Raw genomic sequence first — 24,615 nt, 5'->3', positions numbered from 1 at the left:
GATTGAGAAGTTGACTTCGCAAGCTACAATTCTTTTCGATTCCGAAAGTTAAATATTTCGTAGAAATCGTAGCACTTAATATTTGAACAATTCAATAATAAATTTATATAATCATAATGTAACCGAACCCGCGTGAGCGGTATCGTGACACAACATGTCGTTGTAAAATGACAGCAGCCTCGCCTCTTCCGAAGCCCAGTTGTAAGTCATTTCCGCTGCGTTCCGGCCATTCCCGCCCATTCGGTTTCTAAGTTGCGGGTTGTTTATCAATTGTTCCAGCTTCTCGCACAATGCCGACGGATCGTCGGGTGAAATGCAGAACCCACATGCTGCATTGTCCACGACGGGCCGGTAAAGCGGGAAGTCGGAGGTGATCACAGGCAATTTTAATGCCATATACTCAAATAGCTTCGTCGGAAACGACTCCGGGTAATCGGCTACCGGTTTCAGCAGCGCAATGCCCGCTACGGCCCGTCCGGCGCGTCGCAATGCCGTTTTCAGGTCGGTGTAGCCGTGAAATGTGAGGTGATCTTTTACAGCGGCATAGCCTTCGATCTGTTCCAAATCCTCCGTGCTTATCCGCACCGGGCCGAATAAATGCAGGTGAAATGCGCTTAACCGTGTTTTCAACAATGCCATTGCGGCGATCATCGTGTCCAGGCAACGTTCCGGCGATACCACGCCCAGGTAGAAGAACTCCGGCACACGCGCATGCTCCCGCGTATGCGCGAGCGCGTCGATCACGGGCAGCGACACGTAATTGTGTATCACCGAAAATGGTTTGGCCAACGCCTTATATTCGGCCAGGTAGGCATCGTCCGTGAAGATGCAGTGGAATCTGCGCCTCGCCAGTTTGTCAAAAAATATAAACAGCTTTCTGAAAATCAGATGATTATTGTATTTTTTGATTTCGAATTTCTTGAAAAGATTTTCCTGTACCTCGTAAATCACCCGGGTACCCAGCCATTGGAAAATGAATGCGACCGGCAGCAACTCCGGCACGAATATGTGCACGATATCGGGTCGTAAGCGAAGACATTTGAACAAAACCACCGGATGCGCAAACAGCAGCCTGGATACTAATCGCTCAAATTTCGGCAACTGGATTGCCTGGAATGCAGGCCAATCGGAAGCGTTCAGTCCCGGTAAGGCACAGGAAACATGGTAATGCCTCGCCAGCGACGGCGCGATCTTGTACATGATGCGCGAATCCGTGGGCGGGTGCACCGTGCTCAGCAGCAGCACGCGTTTCATGCGCGGGTTACGATGGCCACGCCCGAAGAAGTACCAATGCGCGTCGCGCCCGCCTCGATCATTGCCACGGCTTGTTCGTAAGTCTTAATGCCGCCCGACGCCTTGATCTGCACCTCGTCCGGGAGAATGGACCGCATTTTCCGGACAATTTCCGCATCCGCACCTGCGGGGGACCCGTTGGATACTGCAAAGCCGGTAGATGTTTTCACAAAATCAGCCTTCGCCTCCGCGCAGATCTCGCATACCGTGTAGAGGTCGAACGAATCGAGGTAAGCCGTTTCGATGATCACTTTCAGCAATGCATTTTGTTCATGCGCCAGTTCTGCAAGCTGTCTCAGCTCTTCGCGGATGCTGAGGTACGCCATCGATTTGAATTGCGACAGGTTCATCACCACATCCAGCTCGCTCGCTCCGCTTTGCAATGCCTCCCGGGCCTCCGCAACCTTCACCGCCGTCGTCGAATAGCCCATCGGGAAGCCGATGACCGTCGCTATTTCGATTTTAATGGGACAAAATTCCAGCATTTCAACGACATATGGCACATAAGTCGGCGACACGCATACTGCCTTGAACTGGTGTATCCAGGCTTCTTCGCAGATTTTACGGACGTCGGTTTCGCTGGCGGTGGCGCTTAGCAGCGTATGGTCGATGTAGGCGGAAAGATGATCCATGCAGTGTGTACACGAGGGGTTCAAAAAAGGAAAACCCTGCCCGGTCAGGCAGGGTTCCGACATATATTCAATGCGACTAAGCTTTGCTTTTCTCTTTTTTCGCGGCCTTTTTAGCAGGCTCTTCTTTTGTATCTTCTGCAACAGGCTCGGTAGCAGCGTCTCCCGCCGCAGCCGGTTCTGCTTCTGCTTCGCTTGCTACGAATGCTTCCGGAATGTGCTTCGAAAGCAGGTTGTACCAGGTAATCACCTTTTTTATGTCCGACACGTACACTTTCGTGCGGTCGAAGTCAGGCAATACCTCGGCCAGGAACTCGATCAGCTCTTTGTCCGATGCCGATTTCACAGACAGCGTCACCTCTTCACCATGGATTTCACGGATTTTCAGGAACACCTCCGACAAAGCCACGGATTCCTCTGCGCCGTCGGTAAAAATCGAAACGTCTTTCAAAACCGACACGCGGGCTGTTGGCCCGATGAGCGTTTTTTCGCGTTTCTCGTCCAGGCTTTCCACGATCACACCTGCACGGCTTGGTTTCAGAATGCGGAACAACCCTGGTTTTCCGGATACATTGGCTACTTCTTTCAGCAAATCCATTCCTGTTGACTCTACTTTATCACTCATCCTTTCTTACTATGGTTATATCTTTAATGTTAATGTTGGATGCGGCAATCAATTTTTGCGCAAAATAACGGAAAGATTGCCCGGGAAACAACCGAAACCCTATTTTGTCTTCACAAACGACTGATTATAAGTTTCTATTGCCGCCAGCACGGGCTCGCGGCCTTCATTTTTCTCTGCCGATGTGACGTACATTTCCGGTAATTCTTCCCAGATTTCGCCCATTTTACGCTTGTAGGCCTCCACCTGGTTAGCCACCTGTCCGGGTTTCAGCTTATCCGCTTTGGTAAATATGATTTCAAACGGGATACCCGCCTCGCCCAATGCAGCCATAAATTCGAGATCGACGGCCATGGCGCTGTGCCGTACGTCCACCAGCACGAAGGTGCAAATGAGGTTTTCGCGGTAGTGCAGGTAATCGTGGATCATTTTTTCCCACTTGTCGCGCTCCACTTTACTTACTTTGGCATAACCGTATCCGGGTAAATCGACGAGATACCAGGTGTCGTCGATGATAAAATGGTTGATCATCTGCGTTTTTCCCGGCTGCTGCGAGGTTTTAGCCAAGGCTTTTTTGCCGGTCAGCATGTTGATAAGCGATGATTTGCCCACATTGGAACGACCGATAAAGGCATATTCGGGAAGTGTGGGTTCCGGACATTTCTCGTAATCCGAATTGCTCATCACATACTTGGCTTCCTGAACTTTCATGGTTTTCTGGCGTTAATGAAGTTGCAAAGGTACCGTTTTTGGGCTTCACATCAGCAAAGCGGTGCGAGATAGCGGCGGAGGCCATGATTGTGTAAAATAAAACAAAGGCGTATTTTCGTTAATGCAATGTTGAAATCATTAAATGTCTTGAAAATGAAAAATTTGAAGAATCTCGGGCTTGCGGTCGTGACGCTGATGCTGGCCATGTCGGTGGCGATGGCGGGAGAAGGCGATAAAAAGGCTGCGAAAAATGCCGAGAAGGGCATCCAGTTCACCGAAGGTAAATGGGCCGATCTTTTGAAACTGGCTAAAAAAGAGAACAAGCTGATCTTCCTCGATGCCTATACCACGTGGTGCGGGCCGTGTAAATTGCTGCAAAAGAACGTGTTCACGCGTGACGACGTCGCTTCCACTTTCAACGGGAATTTCATCAATGTGAAAATAGATATGGAAAGCGGCGAAGGGCCCGCGCTCACTAAGAAATATCCGATCGAAGGCTACCCGACATTGTTTTTCATCAATGGAAAAGGTAAGGTCGTGAAGCAGTTGCTGGGTTACCAGCAGCCTGCGGAGCTGATCAAGGCGGCCAAAGCGGTGCAAAAAGGACCAGCTATCTAAATTGTTAGTAACAAAAAAATGAAACCCCCGTGGATCAGCTCCGCGGGGGTTTTTTATGCTTCGTACTGTCTTATTCGTAGTAGTTGGGAACGCGGTGGCCGCTGCTTTCCAGCAAACGGTCTTTGCGGAACAACTCAACGTCGGCGGCAACCATGTCGTTTACGAGCGCTTTCAGGTCGTACTTCGGTTTCCAGCCCAGTTTTTCGATCGATTTCGTAGGATCGCCGATGAGCAGCTCCACCTCGGTAGGGCGGAAATAGCGCGGGTCTACCGCTACCACTTCTTTGCCGACCTCCACCTGGAACTCAGGGTTGTTGCATTTCACCACTTTCGCGATTTCTCCCGCACCTTCACCGCTGAATTCGAGTTCGATGCCTACTTCCGCGAATGCCATCCGTACGAAGTCGCGGATGCGGGTGGTAACGCCCGTCGCGATCACGAAATCTTCCGGCGTTTCCTGTTGCAGGATGAGCCACATCGCTTCTACGAAATCCTTGGCATGGCCCCAGTCGCGCTGCGCGTCGAGGTTGCCGAGGAAAACCTTGTCCTGCAAGCCCAATGCGATACGTGCTACCGCGCGGGTGATCTTGCGGGTTACGAAAGTTTCGCCGCGTAACGGGGATTCGTGGTTGAAAAGGATTCCGTTCACAGCGAACATATTATATGCTTCGCGGTAGTTGACCGTGATCCAGTAGCCGTACAGCTTCGCCACGGCATAAGGAGAGCGCGGATAGAACGGCGTGCGTTCCGATTGCGGCACTTCCTGCACCAATCCGTACAATTCGGAAGTGGATGCCTGGTAAATCTTGGTTTTCTGCGTCAATCCCAGCAGGCGTACCGCTTCGAGGATGCGCAGCGTTCCGATACCATCAACATTGGCCGTGTACTCAGGCTCTTCGAAACTCACCTGTACGTGGGACATCGCCCCCAGGTTGTATATTTCATCCGGCTGAACCTCCTGGATAATGCGAATAATGTTGGTCGAGTCGCTCAGATCGCCGTAATGAAGGTGAAAGCGTACGTTTTTCTCATGCGGATCTTCGTAAATGTGGTCGATCCGCTGGGTGTTGAACAACGAACTGCGGCGTTTGATACCGTGCACTTCATATCCCTTGCTCAAAAGGAGCTCGGCCAAATAGGAGCCATCCTGGCCGGTGATCCCTGTAATTAGCGCTTTCTTCATTCTAGTCTTAGTATGTATATGTGGATAATTTATCCGGTTAATAAGTAATGTTCAAAACTTCTTCAATGGCCGCTCAATTGTGGTCGGAGGCCGCATTGACCAGCAGGCTTCGCTTGATATCCACCCTGTCGGCAAGGATCACGGCCGAGGCATATTGCTCGCGGATCATGTCTAGGTATTGTTCAGCATCGCTCCGGTACATAAAGTCGCCCACCTTCACGCGGTAGGTAGGCTGGGAGTACGAAACATACGGGTTCAGGTCCGGGAAGGCCTGGTACACATACGACTTCGCATTGTCGGCCTCCTGTCGCACATTGCCTACGTAAATCTGGATTCTGAAACCATTAATGTAGCGGATTGCCTTGTTTTGTTTGGCCAAAGTATCCAGCACGGATTCCAGTTTCTTGTTGACGTACAGGGGCTTATCCACGTCTGCCTTCACGGTATTGGTGCTCTTCGAAGGTGCGGCCGGTTCGGGGCGCGTTACAATGGTCGGTTCCACATATTCGTAACGGGGACGGACCGCCGAAAGGTCTTCCTTGTAATCGGAGCCCGAGCTCACCACCGACTTTTTGCTACAACCTGAAATCAGAATGATACCAAGATGCAGAGCCCATAAAAATTTCTTTTCCAGCGTCATATCCCGAACCATTGTAACTGAGCCCACAAACTTAATCAAAATTGGATGAATCACCATACCGCTTAATTTTGAATGTAATACCTAACTTTACCCGGTTTATTCCCGATTTCAATGCAAATACAGTCCAACGTTTCACTTCGTCATCTTAATACATTCGGCCTCGACGCCGAAGCCCGGTACTTCGCCGGCATCCGGTCCGTGGAGGAGCTTACCGCCCTGCTGCACGACCCGCAATGGAAGGATTTTCCGAAATTCATCCTGGGCGGCGGCAGCAATATCCTGCTTACAAAAGACATCGAGGCGCTGGTAATCCACCCGGACATTCGGGGCATTGAAATACTCGAAGAAAACGACGAATCCGTTGTCCTGAAAGTGGGCGCAGGCGAGGTATGGCACAATTTCGTCATGTTTTGCGTGGGTAAAGGCTACGGCGGTGTGGAAAACCTCTCGCTCATTCCGGGAACGGTGGGCGCGGCACCGATGCAGAATATCGGGGCTTATGGGGTGGAAATCAAAAGCGTGATCGAGTCGGTGGAAGCGGTGGACATTGCGACAGGCGAAAAACGGGTATTCTCGAATACCGAATGCGAGTTCGGCTACCGGGAGAGCATTTTCAAGAAAGCATTGAAAAACCGTTACATCATCACCGGCGCTGTTTTTAAATTGAATAAAAAACCAATACTCAATGCAGCTTACGGTGATGTGCAAAAAACATTGCAGGAAATGGGCGTTGCCGAACCAACGATCCGCGACATCAGCGAGGCAATCATGCAAATCCGACGCAGCAAGCTCCCCGACCCGGCCGAAATAGGTAATGCAGGCAGTTTTTTCAAAAATCCGGAGATACCGCTCGCTCAGTTCGACCAATTGAAAGAAACCTTTCCCGAGATGCCGGGTTATCCTGTGGATGCCCTGACGGTGAAAGTGCCGGCCGGCTGGCTCATCGAAAAGGCGGGCTGGAAGGGCTTTCGCGAAGGAAATATCGGTGTACATGCCCGGCAGGCGCTCGTGCTCGTCAACTACGGCGGCGGCACCGGGGCGCAAATCCGCGCATTATCGGAGAAAATTCAGGCGTCGGTGGCGGAAAAGTTCGGTGTCCGGCTCAATGCAGAAGTCAATTTTATATAGCATATGCACCCCAGGAAATTATATACCTCATTAGCCCTTCTTGCTGTATTCATTTTTGTATTCTTCCTGAAAGACCGCTTTACGATGGATCTTTACCAGGACGAAAACCATTACCTGCCCACGGCGGCGCTGTTCGCCACGGAGCCGATTCCGTCGCTGCACCTGCTGCAAAGCTACAACGAGCTGAATACGCCCATTCCGTTCATTCTCGGTGGATGGACGCTCAATTTATTCGGGGAGGATATTCAAAACCTGCGCCTGCTCACGGCATTTACCAGTTTTGCATTGCTGATGCTTTTCGTCTGGTACAGCCCCGGCCGCACGAAACGTTTCTGGCTGTGCCTCGGAGGATTGCTGATTTTTCCTAACTACTATCTCGTCAGCGTTTATTACTACACCGACATTTTCGCGATGGTTTTCACGCTCGCGGGCGTGATCGCGTACCTGCGCAAATGGCACTGGGCAGGCTTCCTTTCGCTGGCCGCGGCCGTTTGCTGCCGGCAGTATATGCTTGCATTCCCGGCTGCTATTCTCGCTTTCGAGGTATTTAAAAATGTAAAATGGAGCACCAATCCGATGGTTTTGCTCAAAAGTGTGTTCGCTGATCCCGCCTGGATCTGGTATGCGCTCGCCGTGCTGTCCATTGTTCCCTGGGTGATGATCTGGCACGGGCCTGCCCCGGCGTCCGTCATGGCCGACCAGCATTACGATTCCGACAAGCTTGTACAGTACAATTTTGGTTATTTAATGTACGCGTCGGTCGTGGTGGCGGTGTACTATATCATTCCTGAAACGTTGGTAACCCGTCGTTTTTCACATTACCTAAGCTATCCGCGGAAGCATCCGGTCATGTTCGGGGCTTTTTTGTTGATCCTTGGGTTGATCATTGCCTTTTTTCCGGCCAAACAGGCCTACAATCCCTATTTTACCTGGCCTTACCTGGGTTATGTGGATGAATTATTGATGAAAATCGGCATCAGCGGATTGCTGAAACAGCTCGTTTTCGGGGTGTTGGCGCTTGTCACGCTCGTCCGTTTCGTATCGCCGCGCTTCACGCTGGCTACCTGGGTATATGTGCTTAATGTGTTGCTGCTGGGTAAAGCACAACTGTCATGGGATAAATACTCCCTGCCGATGATCATGGTATTGTGGTTCCTGGCCATGTACGACGAGCATTGGGCGCTCGCCGAAACCCGTACCGAAAACGAACCGGAAGCGGTTAATTTGAAATACTGAAACTATATTTATAACCATTTGAATACGCGCGCACGGCGGGCGGGTTCTCTTTCTTACCGAAAACTGTTTCTTGATGAAATGAAGTTTACACACCTGAAATCCTTGCTTCTTTGCCTTCTCCTGAGCTGCCTGGGCGGCAGCACGCAGGCCCAGCGTTTTTTTTCCGTCGTTTTCGACAAGCTGCCGAAAGACATGCAGCTTTATGCGCGCGGCGACGACAATATGGCCGAAGTGCCCGTTTCGGGCGTGATCGAGCTGCCCGGTTGGGACCATATGTCGGTGGTGGTGTTCCGCAACAACCAGCGCGTCGGCTACCAGAAATCCGCCATCAACTACGGCGGCAAAACCACCGGTACATTCAGCATTACGCCCAAAATCAAGGCCGAGATGGCCGATTATTCCATTGCGGTATATGCCTGCCAAACGACCGACTCGGTGCTGATCGTCCGGCGGAATGAACTGGTCGGCGGAGATTTTTATGTGATCAGCGGCCAATCCAACGCGGCAGCCACCATTTTTGGCGCCTGGCAGAGCAAATACGCCCGCACGATCGCCCGTACACCCGACAGCAATCCCGCCAAAACCGAAGGCGACACATTATGGACGAATGCCGCGTGGTCGTGGACGTATGTGGGCGCGTGGGGCCTGGAAATGCAGCGCTCGATCATCGAGCACGACAGCATTCCTACCTGTGTCATCAACGGGTCGCTTCCCGGTGCGAAACTGGCCGCGTTTCTCGAACGGGACCCCAAAGACCCAACCAGCTTTTCGTTGTACGGCGGATTGTTGAAACGCGTCAGGGTGGCGAAGCCGGCGCGTATCCGGGCGTTCATCTGGATGCACGGCGAGCAAGAAGTATTCGAAAACCTCAACGGGTATGCCGAGGAATATGATAAAATGTACAACTTCTGGAAGCAGGACTATCCCGAAGTGGAGCAGTTCGTAGTGGTACAATCCAACCTCGTCCTCCTGCGCGGCGACGCTGCCGAGCGCGTAGGCGGTTCGGTGCGGGACTTTCTGAGAAGGACCAAATACATTTATCCTAAAACCGACCACTTCGCGGCCGTAGGCACGCCGGGCTATGATGCCGTGCATTATGAAAGGTCTGGCTATGAAGAGTTTGGTCGCAGGATGCACCGCTTCTTCGCTCCGAGGGTTTACGGGTCGAAAGACACCGACAACGTGACCTGCCCCGACATTAAGAAGGCATTTTATACGAATGCCGAGAAAAAAGAGATCACATTGATTTTCGACGAAGGCCAGGACCTGAAATGGCCTGCCGATACAACGGTAAAGGGCCAGGACGGAAAGCCGCTTATTTTAAGCCTGAAAAACTTCTTTTACCTGGGTGGGGATGAAAAGAAATCGCCATTCTCGGCCGGAAAAGCGCAGGGAAACCAGGTAACATTGACGCTCAAAGAGGCTTCCAACGCGACGAAACTGAGCTATTTGCCCTCATTCTACCCGGATAACCTGCCGCTGATCGAACCGTTTTCATTCAATATCGCCCTCTACACCGGCCCATATCTACTGAACAAGCGCGGTTTGGGCGCATTTTCGTTCGATAAAGTCGGTATCGGTATGCTCCTGCCGAATGTAGAACTCTCTGCCAACCGGACCTTCAATTCGGTCATCCTTTCGTGGAAAGCCGTGGAAGGCGCTACGGGCTATGTGCTCGAAAAGAAGACTTCCGACGCGGGTGCTTATGCCCCGTTGAAGACATTGGATTCCAAAACACTGCTTTTGGAGGACAAAGACATTGAAATCAATGCGACCTACACGTATCGTATTCAGGCGGTGAGCGACATTTCACAGTCTGCCTACGCCACCGTGCGCGTCGATCTGACGCCTATTTTGGGCGTGGAGCACAACGGCCGCGAACTGACCTGGGAAATTTATCCTAACCCGGTCGACGAGGTGCTGAAAGTAGGCTTCAAAAACCCCGAGTCGGGCGTGATCCGGGTTTTCAATGCAGCGGGCCAATCGAAGGTACGCTCGGAGTACCGGGCCATGCAGGACTGGGAAATAAACATTTCCAAATGGCCGGCGGGCGTTTACCTGTTGCAGGTGGAGCAAAAGAATGGTTTCAAGGCTGCCCGTAAGTTTGTGAAGCGGTAAGTTATTCAGGCGGTGGTGCGATGTATTTTTCGTAAAAAGAACCGGTTTTTCCCAGGTATTGCTCCGCCTCCTGCTGCGACCACCGCTGGCGCAATGTTTCGTATAAACTCGGATAGGCATTGTACGGTATGGGCACGAACCTCGACTCCGCCGGGCTCCATAATGCGGTGATGCGGTTAAACCGCGCAGCACGGTGAAGCCGGCCCATCCCGACCACCGCCTGCAACAGAAGCGCCAGCCCGATCATCATGCAAGCCATGTTACCCTTGAATGCCGCAACGACCTTGGGCCACGGCTCGCGCGCGAGCGGGTACAGCAGATAACAGCCGATCAGGAGCAGAACGGGCATCATCCCGCGCAGCAGCATATCATTCACTTTCCCTACGCGGACCAGCGGAAACAGCATTGTAATGCCGACAAGCAGCCAAAATGGCCCCGTCGAGGCATTTGAAAAGCCTGCCCGCCGGAAAACCAGGAACGCCGCTGCAAAAAGCAGCACATCCGCGACCGTGTTCGTCAGGTACTCGCGTAACAGATTGGCGGCATCGCTCCGAAATGTCCAGATAAACCCATTCTCGGGCGGCTGCGGATGCGACTGAAACAGCAGCATTACCGGCAGCGCTGCAACGAGCGGCAGCAGCACGTCCCCCCACAATTGCCGGTAAGTGGCACCCCACCGAATCCACTGCGCCACCAGCAGCAGCGCAGCCAGCAATCCTACCACCAATGCGGGAAAGGCGGCCCACCAAAGCGAAAGCACCGTTGGAAAGCAAAGCAACGCAACATCGAGCCGGTGCCGGATCACATAAAAAAGCATTCCGCCGAGGATAAGGGAAGGAATGAACTGATTGGGTGCCCAAAAGAGGTTTTCGAAGTTCGACCAATGCTCCACGCCAATTTCCTCATACCGGTATAGCGGAAAGGACCAATTTGCCGCAATGCCTTTAAAAAACCTCGGAAAATCCCCCACGCACAGCACCAGCAGCATAGCCCACCATTTTCGGCAGAGGGCAATGTACAGCCACAGCAATCCCAGCATGATGCCCACACCCGTCCAGATCATTATCGCCGCTGCCGACACCTCGCCGGATAGCTTCGAGAACGCCGCAGGCACCAGGTAATAGCCGAAATAGTAAGCCATGACGGGCCTGTCAGCCGGAAAGCGGAGTGGCCACTCATTTTGCAGCAGCTCCTGGAACTTCGCATTATGACACCAATAGTCCATGGTTTGAAATGCAAACCCGCCGATACCCGAAATCAGCGTCAGGCTAATTGTTGCGGCAAGCGTAATACACAGGTCTTCTGAATCGATACAGGTTTTACAAAAGCCATTTTGCGCGCACACCTTTTTATAAAGAATATATAATGCCAATGCAATTGTAATACATGCAATAACTGGCTTTGTCCAATAGATATAATAAATAACATTCGGAATTAGTAAATATATGATCGATGAAACATAAAGTGTGTGATGACGCATTGAATTATAAATGTGTGTGTAACTGTTTTGAATTATTAATCGGTAATTGCGTCTGTATTTCCGTTCGCTAATTGAAAATACCGTTTGCTATTTGTGAACGAGAATGTAAAGCTTCCGCAGGTAGTCACGGTTCACGATACAAAACCTTATAAGGTTTGTACGGCCGCTGATTCCCAGCTTTTTACTGATCCGTCGCTTGTAGTTTTCAATGCTTTTCCGCTCGATTGTGAGGCACAGGGCCATTTCAACGGTGGTGAGGCCGTCGGCCATGAATGATACCACGTCCCATTCGCGGTCGGTAAGTTGGAGCAGTTTTTTGTTAATGGGCCGGTAATCGTCGACCAGCAGCAAAGTGGCTTTTTCCGATACAGGGGTCATGAATAGCGTGATGATAGTGTTATTTGAAAAGGGTTTTGTAATCAGATCAGGTTAAGAACTAATCCGATGTAAGGGCAAAGTTATTTGTTTTATTTAAAATAAAAACCCATCAAAAATTGAGGTGTAATGCACAAAATTCTGATGGGTAACAGAAATAGGTGAAGTGAAATAGCCGATCTAATTTTACGGAAACAACTTTACTTATTTCGTTATGCACACTACTATTCAATTAGCTGGCTGCATGCTGGCCTGGTTGCTCTTTTTAAATGCAGGCCATTTATCGGCCGGTGGTTTTGTGGACGGAAATGAAGCGGATATTGATCCCGTTTTGTTTTCAATGGCTGCGGACAGGCCCGTCGTAACGGTTGACGAGGAGTTTTCGATCGACATTCAATGTACACTGCGGGACCTGTCGGCCCTTCGCATGTTTCCCGTTTCGCTGGATGGCGAGTTTGTATTGAAGGTGGTGTTCCCTGATGGCTTTGTGCAAACGGCTGGTAACTATTATCCAATGGTATCTGCCAGGCTGCTCCGGCCGGGAGAAAAAGTGACCTACCGGCTGACGGGCAAGTTCATATCACGGCCTCCTTCCGGCAAATTTACGCTGCTTCGGGGCACGCGGCATTCCTTGGAAATGGGACGGTTTCTTTATCGGGGAGAGTTGGTCGTGCCCATCGCTGAGAATGCTGCAAGGTCCGGCGCGACGAATGCATTCAGCCAATGTCTCGAAGCGGAATCAATGTCCGGCGCGAATGGCCCGGTAACCGGCGACGCGAATGCATCCAATGGGCAGACGCGCGGCGCGGAGAACCAGTATAACCACTTCGTGGATTACCTCGTGAATGTGCCTGCCGCAGGTTCCTACCAGCTTACGTTGCGTTATTACTCATCGGCGGCACCGGTAGTGAGCGTGACCGTGAATGGCGGCAATGCGCAGAGCATTTCCCTGCCCAATTCGGGTGCCTGGAATATTGTGTACGCCGATTACACGTTTCCCGTGATCCTGAATGCGGGCGCGTCGACGGTCAAAATAGCCGGTACGGGCGGGGGCAGTTGCCGGCAGGACAAGGTCTGCGTCACCGGCGGTGCGCAGCCATGTTCAGTGGTGAATAAAGTCAGGCTGCATTGGCGTACGGCCGATTTCAGCAGGCTTAACGGGGCAAAAATCCAGGGTTCGAATGATGGAGCCAGCTGGACCGATATTTTCACAATCGGCGTAAATGCGACGGGTAGCTGGCAGGAATTTACGTTCCCCAACGCGACGTCCTACCAGCATGTGCGCTACGCCGCAAGCCCCATTGGATACGGAGAGCTTCGCGAGATCGAGTTTTACAATGGAACGACCAAGCTTTCGGGAACGCCATTCGGCTCCGATCCGAATGTGGCCGCTATGGGCTGGCAATTCGCTATCGATGGTATTGTGAATGAATCCTGGCATGGCAAGTACCAGGGTGTTGGCGCACACGCGGGGCCAAGCAACTTCGCCGGCATTTCCATTACCGGCTGCGCGACGACCTGCATTACGCCTGCCATTGTGCAAACGGCCGGGACAAATGTATGTCCGGTAACCAACCAGCAGGTAACGCTGGCTGCCTCGGGCTATACGGGCAATGTAAGCTGGCTCCTGAATGGGTCACCGGCCGGGAGCGGTGCTTCGTTGACGACGGCCAATGCTGGTACCTACACCGCCACCAGCAGCAACGGCACTTGCACGAGCGGGCAATCGAATGCATTCGTGGTGGCGCTGGCGGCCAATTGCGCGGGTCCTGCGTTGGCGCCTAAGATTTCATCCAGCGGTTTTCCGGAAATTCTCAACCTATCGATCGTAGCCGATCCCGCTAATCCCGGCGGCTGGCTGCTGAGCGATGTGGGTACGGTGAGCTTACCCGCCGGTTATGAATGGTCGTATTTCATCGGCAGCAAATGGCTCAGAACGACTGCCAATCTGACCAATGAGCCCTGGCAGGCGAGCGTGCCAGGGCGGGTCGTAAAAATGGCAACGAAGATCGGGCTCGATACGCTTAACCGCTGGCCGTGCCCACCTGAGGGGTGCACTTATTATTATCAAAACGACGCAGTCGCACAGCTCGCGCCCGGCGCGCGGGGAGGTCTTACCACTTTTATCTTCAACTGACTATGAAAAAGCGTATCCTGCTTTGGGTGCTCCTGGGCACCCAGACCCTCCATGCCCAAACTATTCCGGTCACTTTCAAAAATACGATTCCCACCGGCTACGACCCGACTTCCCAGGCACCCGGTTTTATGGAAGTGAGCCCGAATAGCACGATGCCGGTCGGGCACGCGCTCGTGAAACCGCCCACCAAGCAGTCGTACACGTGGGCGCAGACGTTCGCGAAAGGCGGCACGCATTACAACCGCAACGAGCTAGGCAACGAAGGCACGCTGGGGACATTCCGAAGCACATACCCCGACAAGGAATACAACGGCGTCCCTACCATCCCGACCATTTTCGGGCTGCCCTGTTCCGGGCCGGAGGAATGGGTGGACGGCTACAATAAGAAATGCTGGCCAAACGGCCCGTTCACGGACGCGCAGGCACGTGCGAAGGCGCACGAGGTATGGGATAGCGGCAATGCTTCCAACCTGTGGATCGGGGAGACGATGGAGAATTTCCCGTTTATGCCAGCCGATAAACCGATGTGGAATTCGTTCTATGACGAGCTCGCGAACCTTTACGAGGCAAAAAAGGCGCAGGACCAGAAGCCCTATTTCCTGTGTCACAACTATTTCACGACAAGCCCCTATTACCTGGGAAATACTGCCAAAACCCAGGCCGATTGGGAGGTTATGTACACGCAGACGCCCGCGCAATGGCAGCAGAAAAGCTGGTTTCACCCCGGTGCGTCGTTATCCCGCACCAATACCGTCATGGAGGGCATTTACTTCGGCGCATTCGACCTGAACCCCGGGCAGGCGATGAATGCGCTGTTCTGTATGGAACTCTGGCAGAAGCTGGGTAAATACACGGGAATGTTCTTTTACAATCACCACGAATGGGCGCCGGAATCGTTTACCGACAAGGTTACATTTCCCGAGGGCACCTTCTTCCGTGCCGATAAACCCGTGCACGACCCCGCGTTCCAAATACTGATGGGCTTCCTGGCGCACGAGTATGGGAATATCTTTGTCGATTGGGGCACGTTTCTGAAACAGCCTGCCGGGAAGAAGCCTGTCGGCTATTACCAGCCGGTCCATCAGAGCATGGACCACTGGCGGCCCAATGCGGGCGGTCCGGCTACATTTCCCTACTATTACCAGTTGGGCGTAGGCTTGCCGCCTCAGGATTTTTACTCACCGCTGGCTGTCAGCAGCGATTACAGCTATTTCGGGAATCTGCTCTGGATGCAAACAGGCGGGGTAGTCGCGAACGGAACGCCGTATTACTGTTCCTACCGTCTCGATGGCAACGCGTGGATCGACCGGCAACCGACTGGCTGCGACATTGTTACAGCCTATTTCGCCAAACGGGGCGTTGCACGGTGCCGCATTGCGGGGAACAAAATGATTGTATACTACTTCAATATGTATGCGGATAACCTCAGGCATACCATTGAAATCAAACATCCTGCAAACCCTGCGAAGAGTTATACCGGCACGGTCTGCGGCAGTGGCATCCATGTAGTACTGCTGGATATTTGAATAAAAGGAATTGGATACCTGGACGGCTGAAATAAGCTGGCGGGACGATTGGCTTTTAGCGCTTAGCTGCCCAATCCGTAGCGCACAATGCAGTACAACGCCCGGAAGCCGTCTTTCCAGTTGATCTTCTTGCCTTCGTCGTAGGTGCGGCCGTAGTACGATACGCCTACTTCGTAAATGCGGATCTTGGGTATTTTAGAGATTTTGGCCGTCACTTCGGGTTCGAAGCCGAAGCGGTTTTCGACCAGTTTGAGGCTTTTGAGCAGATCAGCACGGAAGAGTTTGTAGCATGTTTCCATGTCCGTTAGGTTGAGGTTGGTAAACATGTTGCTCAGGAACGTCAGGAATTTGTTCCCGATCGTGTGCCAGAAAAAAAGGATGCGGTGTGGCCTTCCGCCCATGAAGCGGGAGCCATACACCACATCCGCATATCCTTCGATAACCGGTTTTAGTAATATATTGAATTCCTGGGGATCGTATTCAAGGTCGGCGTCCTGCACGATAATGTAATCGCCCGTTGCACGACGGATGCCCGTGTGCAATGCCGCCCCTTTTCCCTGGTTATATTCATGCCGGAAATATGCTACTTCCAGCTCGGGATTATCTTCAATAAATCTTTTTGCAACCGCCTCCGTGTTGTCGGCAGAACAGTCGTTCACAATTACGATCTCCTTTTGAAAATTGCCTATCAGTTCAACGGATTTCAGTTTATCCAGCACATTCCGGATGGTTTTTTCTTCGTTGTAGGCAGGCACTATAACCGATAATTTCATCAGGGATATAATAGTATGTATGACCGTTTAAGAGTGAATCTTTCGTGTTTCGGGGTGATAGATCATTCAAAGCACAACGAAGCGGCTCCAAGCAGTCCGGCGTCATTGGCAAGCGTCGCGCGTTTGATATTGATGGTTTTCAGGTAATAAGGCGTCAGCCAGTACTTGAAACGATCGTTGATCGCGGGCAAAATAAATTCAAATGAAGCAGAAATACCACCTCCGATCAAAATAGTTGTGATATCGAGGATGCGGATCATCGAAACCAGTCCTTCGCCCAGCAGGTAACCCATTTCGGTGAAAACAGCTTTCGCGAGTTCGTCTCCGGCAGAAGCAGCTGCTACCAGCCCGGTGGTTGAAATGGTGCCGTCGGATGGCAATTGAGTTGTTCCCGTGTAAGCCGCGCGCATGGCATTGGCCATATCGAGCAATTCTTTCTTACCGATGTTGCGTTCGAGGACTTTGCCGTTTTTGGAAGGTACGTGACCCGGCTCCATGGCATTACCGCCGCCGCCTTTGAATACTTTTTTATCGATAATCGCCGCGCCGCCGATGCCGGTGCCGAGCGTTACGAAAATGTAGTCTTCCGGAAGTTTGTCTTCGCCAAAGTAATATTCGCCCAAAGCCGCCGCGTTCGCGTCGTTTTCGAGGTAAAAATCATGCTGCGGGAAACGCGCTTTCAGATCCGGAACAATGGTGATCCCGTCGATTTCGGGGATTGCCGTGATTTCGATCAGCGTGGTCCTGTCGCGGGAAATCAACCCCGGGACACCGATCCCTACTTTTTTGACTTCGGGATATTCAACCAGCTGGAGCGCTATTGCATCACCTAATCTGTCTATAAAATGCCCTGAGCTACGCCAGCTAGCGGTATCGTGACTGTAAAAATTCGAGATTCTTCCATCCGTAGCGTCAACGATCCCCATTTTTACGTTAGTACCGCCCACGTCTATACCGAGGTATTGTTCCATGAAATGAAAATATGGGTTTAATAAATAATTTTAAAAATGCGGCAATTTAGTAAAAATGCGCTATTGTTCACGCATTAATCCAAATCTCCGAGTTGCGGGCGGATCAAAATTTCCTCGACAACCGCCCTGGACGACAATGCATAAACCGACCAGATCGAGTCGGCTACGTCCCTGGAATCCATGAACCGGTCTTCGGGCAGGTTGGTGCCTTTCCAGCTGTCGGTATACGTCGCACCGGGCAGAATGGCCGTTACCCGCACGTTGTAGGGCTTCATTTCCTCGCGCAGTACTTTGGTCATGCCGTACAATGCGAATTTGGAAATGCAGTAGGAGCCGCCGTTAGGGTAGGCGATAATGCTCGCTGTGGAGCAAATGGTGAATATATGGCCCTTTTTGTGCTCCATCATACCCGGCAGCAGGCCGCGCGTGAGGTGATAGGCGCTGTAAAGGTTGGTCTCCATCGTCTTTTCCAGCGTGCCCTCGGTTTCATTATGAACCTGCCCCGGGATAAATACGCCGGTATTGTTGATCAGTATCTCCACTCGCTGCGGATGGCTGTGGATAAATGCAATAAACGCGTCGACCTCGGCCCTTACCGAAAGGTCGGCCGTTAAATAAGTCAGTTTCGATTGGGGGAAATTTTGACTGAATGTTTGTTGCAGTTCGAGCAGATCGCTCTCGTTTCTTGCGCAGGTAACTACATCGAAGCCTTGTGCTAAAAATTTTTCTATCGCTGCCCTTCCGATCCCTTTTGTTCCACCGGTTACAACCGCTAATGGATTCATTTTTCTGATTACTTCTTTTTTTGCCTAATTTTCCCGAAAATATTGAATACAATTAAGATATCATGTCTGTAATCGGTAAATACTTCATTTTTTTAGGGACGCTGTTCGGGAAGGGCGAGAAATTATCGGTTTACTGGCGCAGGCTGATGGAGGAATGCGTGGGCATCGGCGTGAGCTCGATCTTCATCGTCGCGATCGTATCCACGTTTATCGGTGCGGTGTCCTGTATTCAGACAGCCTATAACCTCGTAAGCCCGATTATTCCAATTTCCACCGTGGCGTTGATCGTCCGCGACATGGAAATCCTTGAACTGGCGCCCACCATTACCTGTATCGTCCTGGCCGGAAAGGTCGGTTCCAATATCGCCAGCGAGCTGGGCACGATGCGTATTACCGAGCAGATCGACGCGCTGGAGGTAATGGGTATCAACTCGTCGTCCTACCTGGTGCTTCCCAAAGTAGTGGCAGCGATGCTCACATTCCCGATGCTTGTCATTTTTTCCGCATTTCTGGGCATTCTGGGTGGTTATCTGGCCGGGACATTAACGGGCGTCATCACGGAGCGCGACTATCTCTACGGTATCCGCGACTCGTTCGTACCCTATAACATATTCTTTATGTGTGTGAAACCTTTCGTTTTCGGCTTCCTGATCGCCTCGATTTCCTCTTTCAAGGGATTTTTTACGTCGGGCGGCGCGTTGGAGGTGGGTAAGGCCAGCACACAAGCTGTGACCAATAGCTGTATTTCCATTCTTATCGCGGATTACCTGCTCGCACAGCTGCTTTTGTAAGCGTTCCAAACGGACCACACAATGATCGAAATCAACAATATTTATAAGGCATTCAACGGTAAGGAAGTTTTAAAAGGCATTTCGGCGCAGTTCAAGAAAGGCGAAACGAACCTGATCATCGGCGGAAGCGGCACGGGTAAGAGTGTGTTGCTCAAATGCATGATCGGCCTCGTGAAGCCCGACCAGGGCAATGTGCTCTACAATGGCCGCGATTTTTACCATTGCGACAAGGATATGCAGCAATCGATCCGCCGCGAAATGGGCGTGCTGTTCCAGGGTGGCGCATTGTTCGATTCCAAAACCGTGGAAGAAAATGTGCGCTTTCCGCTCGATATGCTCACTTCTCAATCGGCAGAGGAAAAGCAGGAGCGTGTTGCGTTCTGCCTGCAAAGGGTAGGGCTGGAACAGGCGGCGAAGCGGATGCCTTCGGAGATCAGCGGCGGTATGAAAAAGCGCGTCGGCATTGCACGTGCTATCGTGATGAACCCGGCTTACCTCTTCTGCGATGAGCCCAACTCCGGCCTCGACCCGCTCACTTCGGTGAAAATCGATGAGCTGATCAAGGAAATTACAGACGAATACCAGATCACGACCATCATTATTACGCACGATATGAATTCGGTGATGGAGATCGGGGAGAACATCATGTTCCTCTACCAGGGCGACAAGCTGTGGGAAGGCGTGAATACCGACATTACCAAAACGACGGTGCCGGAGCTCAAAGAATTCCTTTTCTCCAATAAATTGCTCCGCGAAATGCAGGAATAAAGCACTAGCGGCGCTTCAATGCCGGAATGTTCTTTCTTTCCAACACAAATACCACCACCACGCACAACGTGAACAGCGCCATATGCACCGGCACCGATACCCGGAGGTCCGGTATTTTGAAGAGCGACGAGGCGTAAATCAGCAGCGCGCCTCCGCCTATATAGCCCAGCGCCGAAGGTATGTCATACGGCACGGGATAATATTTTTGCCCGAAATAATAGCAGAGTGACAGCATGATAAAGCCCGACAGCGCAAATGCGATCGCGAAACCCATGTAGCCGATCTGTGGTACGAGCAGGAAGCTCGTCGCGATGGTAATGCCCGCGCCCGTGAGCGTGAGCCAGGTTCCGTACTGCGTTTTGTCCGTGAGCTTGAACCATGTCGCCAGATTATAGTATACTCCCAAAAACAGGTAACCTGCCAGCAGCCACGGCACCACGGCCAGGCCTTCGTGATAAATCTTCTTTTTGAGGAACAGCTCGGCGAACAGGTCGAGGTTCAGGCATATGCCCACCCACATGAGCACGCATATGATGATGAAATACTTGGTAACCTTCGCGAAAACCGGCGGTGCATTCTTGTCTTCCCCTTTTGAAAAGAAAAACGGCTCCGCTGCATATTTGAACGCCTGAATGGCCAGGTTCATGAAAATCGACAGCTTGTAGCACTGCACGTAAATGCCGATGGCGGTTTCGTTGCTGCGGCCTGGGTAGAAGCCTTCGGGTAGCAGGAACTGGATGAAGGCCCGGTCGAAAAGCATGTTGAGCACCCCGCCGATATTCATCACCAGCACGGGAAATGCGTACACCCAAACCGGTTTGAAAATGCTTCTGTCGAATACGAAACGGAAATCGGCGAATTCTTTCCGCAGCATCCAGAAGAACGCGAGGTTGGCGATGAGGTTCGCGAGCACAATGTAATCCGGCGCGTGCAGCGGATTGTAGAACAGGTCGATGGCGGGTTTCAGGGCGGCAAGGTATTCTCCGGCAGAAATATCGCGGCAAACGAGCAGGAAGAACAGGTTCAGGAAAATGTTGATGAGGATGTTGCTCACCCGGATGATCACGAACTTTTTGCCTCTCCCTTCCAGCCGGAGCTTTGCGAACGGAATGGATACAATGCCGTCGGTAGCCATGATGATGGCGAACATTCGGACGATCGAGGTCGCGTCGGGGTATTTAATAAAATCAGCGACGGGCTGCGCGAACACGTACATGAGCGTGGAGCACACGATGCTCACAACGATGACGGCGCTCAGGATGACGTTGTAATACTGTTTCCGGTCTTTTTCCTCGCGCGCAAACCGGAAAAACGCCGTTTCCATCCCGAATGTATAAAGTACCAGGCCCAGGCCGGCATAGGCAAAAAGCTGCCCTTGAGCGGCGATCTGCTGGGGTTCGAAAAGTTTGGTATGCAGCGCGACCAGCAGGTAATTCAGAAAGCGGCCCAGCATCGTGCTGATGCCGTAGGTTGCGGTTTCACTGGCCAGTTTTTTCAGTACACTCATTCATGCGGGATTTTCAACCGCAAATATAGGCTAGTAATGCCCAATAAAAGGAAAGGCCCTTCCCGTTTCATGGGAAGGGCCTGCGGTTTTTTTATCGTCAGCCCCGAACATTCTGAATGATGTTATCGATCAGATGTTCGATGCGCTTCCAGCCTTCGTCGCTTTGAAGGTCTACGTCCAGCATTTTTTCACGATAATCGGAAGAGATGGTCAGGAAATAAATACCTGCGGAAAGAAATGCGATGAGCGCGGTGGTGTCCTTATAATAAGGAAGGTCGCCTATCGTGTTCACGATCCGTGTCGCAATCTGGTTGCGGGCGTCTGACAGCATCGACTTGCCGGTGCCGATCTCCCATCTGAGCAGGTCGCGCGTTGCTTTACGCTGGCGCAGGTCGTTCGTGAAAGTGTGCATCAGGGACGTGAGTGCCTTGCTCCGTTCGTCGGGCGTTAGCTCGGGAATGTTGTCAATGTAGTCTGTGCTGAGGGTTGACGTGTACTCTCCCGACCTGACATACTGTTCCATCAGGCCGTCTACGCTTTCAAAATACCTGTAAATCAGGACTTTGTTTACTCCGGCGGTACGGGCTATGAGATTTACCCCGACCTTTTCGGTGCCATGTTGTTCGATTACTTCACCGACCGCCTTGAGTATTTTACTCTTTGTGCGCTCGCGATCGCGCTTTTTAACTTTGTCTACTTTCATATGGGTGCTGTTTAGGTTAAAACATAGTAAATGTAACATTTCATATCCAAATTTTATAGCAGAAAAGTTACATTAAGTAACCAAAATTTTGAAATGGTTTCCTTAATGTCACCTGCAAATCGCAAACGGATGGAAATGCTATTTAATGGTCATTTTAACCTTTGAAATTTGGAAGAATTATAAGGTAAATGGTGTGCCAGGGATGGAAATAAAAAAGAGCTCATTGAAAAATGAGCTCTTCGATTACTGTTGGCCGACAAGGACTCGAACCCTGAATAAGACAACCAAAATGTCCTGTGTTACCATTACACCATCGGCCAAAACCGTAAACAGTGGTGCAAAAGTAATGGGAGTCGGGTATCGTGTCAAGCTTTTTGAGAAAAAAATTAAATACTTTTTAGCGCTACGTTGCTAGCGATCTTTTTTACAAGGCCTTGCAAAACTTTGCCCGGTCCCGACTCGATAAAGATTTCCGCGCCGTCGGCAACCATTTGCTCCACGGATTGCGTCCACCTTACCGGTGCGGTGAGCTGCGATATCAGGTTTTCCTTGATAACGGCAACTTCGGTAGCTGGTTTGGCATTCACATTCTGGTATACCGGGCAGATCGGCTGCTCGAACTGTGCCGCATGAATGGCTGCCGCCAATTCTTCGCGCGCCGGCTCCATCAAGGGCGAGTGGAATGCGCCGCCTACCGGCAATACCAATGCACGTTTTGCGCCGGCCGCTTTCAGCAGCTCGCACGCGCGCTCAACGCCTTCGATAGTACCGGAGATCACCACCTGGCCCGGACAGTTGTAGTTCGCCGGCACGACGATCTCGTCCGTAATGCCCGCGCAGATTTCTTCGATCACATTGTCGGCAAGGCCCAGGATCGCCGCCATTGTCGATGGGCGGATTTCGCAGGCTTTCTGCATGGCCGCGGCACGCTTGGCCACAAGCGAAAGGCCGTCTTCAAACGAAAGCGCGCCAGCCGCTACCAATGCCGAGAATTCACCGAGGGAGTGGCCTGCAACCATGTTAGGAGCGAAGTCGGGCGCGATCTTCGCGAGGATAACCGAGTGGATGAATATCGCTGGCTGCGTCACATTGGTTTGTTTCAACTCTTCGTCGGTTCCTTCGAACATCACTTTCGTGATCTGGAAGCCGAGGATTTCATTGGCTTTTTCAAACAATGCCTTGGCGGAATCGGAGCTCTGGTAGAGGTCCAGACCCATTCCTTTGAACTGTGAGCCCTGACCAGGGAAAACATATGCCGTTTTCATATGGATGTTTTATGGTTATTCATGATGAAACAAAATAGCCCGGCGCAAAAACCGGGCTACAAAGGAAATACTTGAATGTGAAAGAAAAAAGCAATGCCGGCTATCGCAGCAGCTGCACCCAGCCTTTCATGGTGACCGGCGTGCTCTGTTTCTGGAACGACTCGAAATAGATGGTTACTTCATAATAATACTGACCGGCGGCGAGCTCTTTTCCACCATTGGTTTTACCGTCCCAGTTAATGTCGACGTCTTTGGTAGAAAACACCTGTGCGCCCCAGCGGTTGAATGCCTTGAATTCAAGCGACTGTACAAATGCGGGGCATTCCATGGGCTGGAACGTATCGTTTTTGTTGTCGCCGTTCGGGGTAAATACGTTGGGCAGGACATACATCGGACAGTTGTCGCGGCATACGGTGTTGCTAGGCGCACTTTCGCTGCCGAACCGGTTGACGGCCGTCACGTAATAACATCCTGCAAATGAGGTTAGTCCCTGGTGGTCGAAGAAGGTTTGCAGCGGTGAAGGCGGCGTGGTGACGGTCGCGATCAATGCGGGCGCATCGCCCTCGTACCTGGTGTAGTACACGCGGTATGCGGTCACGAGCGGGTCGCAGTCGCGGCCGCCGGCCTGTGCGGGATATTCCCATGTGAGGTGGTTGGTAAAGCCGCCCGGTGCGCAGAATGCTTCTGGATGTGCCCGCAACGAATCGCAGTTCAGCGGATCGAGCGTCAGCACCGGCGGGCATGGCTTGGTGGTATCCGAGGAGGAAATGCACAGGATCTGCGAGAAGTTGTACAGCACCGACGGTTTGATCTGGCTGTTGTTGTAAGAACCGACGGTTTCGACTTTATAGCAATAGGTAGAATCCTTGACGATCGTCACATTGACCGTGCCGTCGGCTGCATATTTATCCGAACCATCATCGACGAATGTAAATGTCTGCGGTCCCTGGACGGAGACATCGGCAATGCGGTTGAATGTGCCTGGTTTGGTTTTATCCTCCCGGTAAATCCTGTGGACGCGGTTTTCATTGCTCCACGGGACCAATGCGGTCCATTTCAGGCCGATCTGGTTGGGTTGTGCGGCGGCTTGTTCGAGCCTGACGGAGCTGGCGGTTTCGGTTTCGTCGAACTTGGTCAGCTGGCCGTTTTGAGTGGTCCAGTATTCGAGTTTATAGTTGTAAGCGTTGGCCTCGGTGTTCAATGCGCGGTCTACGAAGATGGTGTCGACCGTTCCTGGCGTAAGGCTGGCGTTGATGGTGGCTACCTGGGTAAATGTCGGGCCGTTCTGGCCGATTGCGCGGTAGAGGCGGTACTGTGCAGGCGATCCGGCAGAAGCGGCAGGCCGGGTCCATTTAA

General features: G+C 51.9%; 23 protein-coding genes and 1 tRNA gene. 8 read left to right on the top strand and 16 right to left on the bottom strand.

Going from position 1 to position 24,615, the window contains the following annotated elements:
* Nucleotides 1-111: 111 nt before the first annotated feature.
* The 4 genes from H144_RS0130380 to yihA all read right to left on the bottom strand — a co-directional run bounded on the left by H144_RS0130380 (nucleotide 112) and on the right by yihA (nucleotide 3,255).
* A complete protein-coding gene (locus H144_RS0130380) occupies nucleotides 112-1,254 on the bottom strand; it encodes a glycosyltransferase (RefSeq protein WP_019945909.1) in 1,143 nt (380 codons plus the stop codon).
* Nucleotides 1,251-1,925, bottom strand: coding sequence for a deoxyribose-phosphate aldolase (gene deoC / locus H144_RS0130375; RefSeq protein ID WP_019945908.1), 675 nt, complete (start codon nucleotides 1,923-1,925; stop codon nucleotides 1,251-1,253). The genes H144_RS0130380 and deoC overlap by 4 nt, the downstream gene beginning before the upstream one ends.
* Nucleotides 1,926-2,001: 76 nt before the next feature.
* Complete coding sequence (locus H144_RS0130370) at nucleotides 2,002-2,547, bottom strand: DUF5606 family protein (RefSeq protein WP_019945907.1); 546 nt, start codon at nucleotides 2,545-2,547, stop codon at nucleotides 2,002-2,004.
* Nucleotides 2,548-2,646: 99 nt separating this feature from the next.
* Entirely contained in the window at nucleotides 2,647-3,255 is a 609-nt protein-coding gene (gene yihA, locus H144_RS0130365) for a ribosome biogenesis GTP-binding protein YihA/YsxC (protein WP_019945906.1), read from the bottom strand.
* 153 nt (nucleotides 3,256-3,408) lie between these two features.
* Between yihA and H144_RS0130360 the strand changes: the two genes are divergently transcribed.
* Nucleotides 3,409-3,873, top strand: a complete 465-nt coding sequence (locus H144_RS0130360) for a thioredoxin family protein (protein WP_026351119.1) — start codon at nucleotides 3,409-3,411, stop codon at nucleotides 3,871-3,873.
* 70 nt (nucleotides 3,874-3,943) lie between these two features.
* Here the strand turns inward: H144_RS0130360 and gmd are convergent, their stop codons facing one another.
* On the bottom strand, nucleotides 3,944-5,056 hold the full coding sequence (gmd, locus tag H144_RS0130355) for a GDP-mannose 4,6-dehydratase (RefSeq protein ID WP_019945904.1): 1,113 nt from the start codon (nucleotides 5,054-5,056) through the stop codon (nucleotides 3,944-3,946).
* A gap of 73 nt (nucleotides 5,057-5,129) precedes the next feature.
* Nucleotides 5,130-5,723 carry an SPOR domain-containing protein gene (locus H144_RS0130350; protein ID WP_229208039.1) on the bottom strand — a complete coding sequence of 198 codons (594 nt, stop codon included), beginning with the start codon at nucleotides 5,721-5,723 and terminating at the stop codon, nucleotides 5,130-5,132.
* A gap of 84 nt (nucleotides 5,724-5,807) precedes the next feature.
* On the opposite strand from H144_RS0130350, the gene murB reads away from it, so the two are divergent.
* The 3 genes from murB to H144_RS0130335 all read left to right on the top strand — a co-directional run bounded on the left by murB (nucleotide 5,808) and on the right by H144_RS0130335 (nucleotide 10,178).
* Nucleotides 5,808-6,824, top strand: a complete 1,017-nt coding sequence (murB, locus tag H144_RS0130345; RefSeq protein WP_019945902.1) for a UDP-N-acetylmuramate dehydrogenase — start codon at nucleotides 5,808-5,810, stop codon at nucleotides 6,822-6,824.
* Between the two features lie 3 nt (nucleotides 6,825-6,827).
* The gene (locus H144_RS0130340) at nucleotides 6,828-8,060 is read left to right on the top strand and encodes a hypothetical protein (protein ID WP_019945901.1); all 1,233 of its coding nucleotides are present in this window, start codon (nucleotides 6,828-6,830) and stop codon (nucleotides 8,058-8,060) included.
* Between the two features lie 78 nt (nucleotides 8,061-8,138).
* A complete protein-coding gene (locus H144_RS0130335; RefSeq protein WP_019945900.1) occupies nucleotides 8,139-10,178 on the top strand; it encodes a T9SS type A sorting domain-containing protein in 2,040 nt (679 codons plus the stop codon).
* A 1-nt stretch (nucleotide 10,179) separates the two neighbouring features.
* Here the strand turns inward: H144_RS0130335 and H144_RS0130330 are convergent, their stop codons facing one another.
* Both H144_RS0130330 and H144_RS0130325 read right to left on the bottom strand, forming a co-directional pair.
* Nucleotides 10,180-11,403 carry a hypothetical protein gene (locus H144_RS0130330; protein WP_157505261.1) on the bottom strand — a complete coding sequence of 408 codons (1,224 nt, stop codon included), beginning with the start codon at nucleotides 11,401-11,403 and terminating at the stop codon, nucleotides 10,180-10,182.
* Between the two features lie 342 nt (nucleotides 11,404-11,745).
* Nucleotides 11,746-12,036 (bottom strand): helix-turn-helix transcriptional regulator, encoded by a 291-nt coding sequence (locus H144_RS0130325; RefSeq protein WP_019945898.1) that lies wholly within the window; start codon nucleotides 12,034-12,036, stop codon nucleotides 11,746-11,748.
* Nucleotides 12,037-12,247: 211 nt separating this feature from the next.
* On the opposite strand from H144_RS0130325, the gene H144_RS0130320 reads away from it, so the two are divergent.
* A complete protein-coding gene (locus H144_RS0130320; RefSeq protein WP_157505260.1) occupies nucleotides 12,248-14,170 on the top strand; it encodes a galactose-binding domain-containing protein in 1,923 nt (640 codons plus the stop codon).
* A gap of 2 nt (nucleotides 14,171-14,172) precedes the next feature.
* The gene (locus H144_RS0130315) at nucleotides 14,173-15,696 is read left to right on the top strand and encodes a hypothetical protein (RefSeq protein ID WP_019945896.1); all 1,524 of its coding nucleotides are present in this window, start codon (nucleotides 14,173-14,175) and stop codon (nucleotides 15,694-15,696) included.
* A gap of 62 nt (nucleotides 15,697-15,758) precedes the next feature.
* Here the strand turns inward: H144_RS0130315 and H144_RS0130310 are convergent, their stop codons facing one another.
* From H144_RS0130310 to H144_RS0130300, 3 genes are all read right to left on the bottom strand, one after another.
* Nucleotides 15,759-16,469: a glycosyltransferase family 2 protein gene (locus H144_RS0130310; protein ID WP_019945895.1), complete on the bottom strand. Its 711-nt coding sequence runs from the start codon at nucleotides 16,467-16,469 to the stop codon at nucleotides 15,759-15,761.
* A 62-nt stretch (nucleotides 16,470-16,531) separates the two neighbouring features.
* Nucleotides 16,532-17,440 (bottom strand): ROK family protein, encoded by a 909-nt coding sequence (locus tag H144_RS0130305; RefSeq protein ID WP_019945894.1) that lies wholly within the window; start codon nucleotides 17,438-17,440, stop codon nucleotides 16,532-16,534.
* Between the two features lie 74 nt (nucleotides 17,441-17,514).
* Complete coding sequence (locus tag H144_RS0130300; protein ID WP_019945893.1) at nucleotides 17,515-18,225, bottom strand: SDR family oxidoreductase; 711 nt, start codon at nucleotides 18,223-18,225, stop codon at nucleotides 17,515-17,517.
* Nucleotides 18,226-18,287: 62 nt separating this feature from the next.
* Between H144_RS0130300 and H144_RS0130295 the strand changes: the two genes are divergently transcribed.
* Together H144_RS0130295 and H144_RS0130290 are read left to right on the top strand one after the other, a co-directional pair.
* Nucleotides 18,288-19,016, top strand: a complete 729-nt coding sequence (locus H144_RS0130295; protein ID WP_019945892.1) for an MlaE family ABC transporter permease — start codon at nucleotides 18,288-18,290, stop codon at nucleotides 19,014-19,016.
* Between the two features lie 21 nt (nucleotides 19,017-19,037).
* Nucleotides 19,038-19,784 carry an ABC transporter ATP-binding protein gene (locus H144_RS0130290; protein ID WP_019945891.1) on the top strand — a complete coding sequence of 249 codons (747 nt, stop codon included), beginning with the start codon at nucleotides 19,038-19,040 and terminating at the stop codon, nucleotides 19,782-19,784.
* Nucleotides 19,785-19,788: 4 nt separating this feature from the next.
* Here the strand turns inward: H144_RS0130290 and H144_RS0130285 are convergent, their stop codons facing one another.
* From H144_RS0130285 to H144_RS0130265, 5 genes are all read right to left on the bottom strand, one after another.
* Nucleotides 19,789-21,291 (bottom strand): lipopolysaccharide biosynthesis protein, encoded by a 1,503-nt coding sequence (locus H144_RS0130285; protein WP_019945890.1) that lies wholly within the window; start codon nucleotides 21,289-21,291, stop codon nucleotides 19,789-19,791.
* Between the two features lie 97 nt (nucleotides 21,292-21,388).
* The gene (locus tag H144_RS0130280) at nucleotides 21,389-21,994 is read right to left on the bottom strand and encodes a TetR/AcrR family transcriptional regulator (protein ID WP_019945889.1); all 606 of its coding nucleotides are present in this window, start codon (nucleotides 21,992-21,994) and stop codon (nucleotides 21,389-21,391) included.
* 249 nt (nucleotides 21,995-22,243) lie between these two features.
* Nucleotides 22,244-22,314, bottom strand: a tRNA-Gln gene (locus H144_RS0130275).
* A gap of 66 nt (nucleotides 22,315-22,380) precedes the next feature.
* A complete protein-coding gene (fabD, locus tag H144_RS0130270; RefSeq protein ID WP_019945888.1) occupies nucleotides 22,381-23,259 on the bottom strand; it encodes an ACP S-malonyltransferase in 879 nt (292 codons plus the stop codon).
* Between the two features lie 100 nt (nucleotides 23,260-23,359).
* Nucleotides 23,360-24,615 (bottom strand): T9SS C-terminal target domain-containing protein (locus H144_RS0130265; protein ID WP_019945887.1); only part of this gene is annotated, 1,256 nt, incomplete at its 5' end.

Source organism: Dyadobacter beijingensis DSM 21582, from assembly GCF_000382205.1.
Taxonomy (GTDB): domain Bacteria; phylum Bacteroidota; class Bacteroidia; order Cytophagales; family Spirosomataceae; genus Dyadobacter; species Dyadobacter beijingensis.
Note: the sequence above shows the minus strand (reverse complement) of the source record. Positions and strands in the feature narration are given on the sequence as shown.

Bases quoted from the DNA above. Each gene is read 5' to 3' on its own strand.
- H144_RS0130380 (WP_019945909.1), bottom strand. From the start codon at position 1,254: ATGAAACGCGTGCTGCTGCTGAGCACGGTGCACCCGCCCACGGATTCG.
- deoC (WP_019945908.1), bottom strand. From the start codon at position 1,925: ATGGATCATCTTTCCGCCTACATCGACCATACGCTGCTAAGCGCCACC.
- H144_RS0130370 (WP_019945907.1), bottom strand. From the start codon at position 2,547: ATGAGTGATAAAGTAGAGTCAACAGGAATGGATTTGCTGAAAGAAGTA.
- yihA (WP_019945906.1), bottom strand. From the start codon at position 3,255: ATGAAAGTTCAGGAAGCCAAGTATGTGATGAGCAATTCGGATTACGAG.
- H144_RS0130360 (WP_026351119.1), top strand. From the start codon at position 3,409: ATGAAAAATTTGAAGAATCTCGGGCTTGCGGTCGTGACGCTGATGCTG.
- gmd (WP_019945904.1), bottom strand. From the start codon at position 5,056: ATGAAGAAAGCGCTAATTACAGGGATCACCGGCCAGGATGGCTCCTAT.
- murB (WP_019945902.1), top strand. From the start codon at position 5,808: ATGCAAATACAGTCCAACGTTTCACTTCGTCATCTTAATACATTCGGC.
- H144_RS0130340 (WP_019945901.1), top strand. From the start codon at position 6,828: ATGCACCCCAGGAAATTATATACCTCATTAGCCCTTCTTGCTGTATTC.
- H144_RS0130335 (WP_019945900.1), top strand. From the start codon at position 8,139: ATGAAGTTTACACACCTGAAATCCTTGCTTCTTTGCCTTCTCCTGAGC.
- H144_RS0130330 (WP_157505261.1), bottom strand. From the start codon at position 11,403: ATGGACTATTGGTGTCATAATGCGAAGTTCCAGGAGCTGCTGCAAAAT.
- H144_RS0130325 (WP_019945898.1), bottom strand. From the start codon at position 12,036: ATGACCCCTGTATCGGAAAAAGCCACTTTGCTGCTGGTCGACGATTAC.
- H144_RS0130320 (WP_157505260.1), top strand. From the start codon at position 12,248: ATGCACACTACTATTCAATTAGCTGGCTGCATGCTGGCCTGGTTGCTC.
- H144_RS0130315 (WP_019945896.1), top strand. From the start codon at position 14,173: ATGAAAAAGCGTATCCTGCTTTGGGTGCTCCTGGGCACCCAGACCCTC.
- H144_RS0130310 (WP_019945895.1), bottom strand. From the start codon at position 16,469: ATGAAATTATCGGTTATAGTGCCTGCCTACAACGAAGAAAAAACCATC.
- H144_RS0130305 (WP_019945894.1), bottom strand. From the start codon at position 17,440: ATGGAACAATACCTCGGTATAGACGTGGGCGGTACTAACGTAAAAATG.
- H144_RS0130300 (WP_019945893.1), bottom strand. From the start codon at position 18,225: ATGAATCCATTAGCGGTTGTAACCGGTGGAACAAAAGGGATCGGAAGG.
- H144_RS0130295 (WP_019945892.1), top strand. From the start codon at position 18,288: ATGTCTGTAATCGGTAAATACTTCATTTTTTTAGGGACGCTGTTCGGG.
- H144_RS0130290 (WP_019945891.1), top strand. From the start codon at position 19,038: ATGATCGAAATCAACAATATTTATAAGGCATTCAACGGTAAGGAAGTT.
- H144_RS0130285 (WP_019945890.1), bottom strand. From the start codon at position 21,291: ATGAGTGTACTGAAAAAACTGGCCAGTGAAACCGCAACCTACGGCATC.
- H144_RS0130280 (WP_019945889.1), bottom strand. From the start codon at position 21,994: ATGAAAGTAGACAAAGTTAAAAAGCGCGATCGCGAGCGCACAAAGAGT.
- fabD (WP_019945888.1), bottom strand. From the start codon at position 23,259: ATGAAAACGGCATATGTTTTCCCTGGTCAGGGCTCACAGTTCAAAGGA.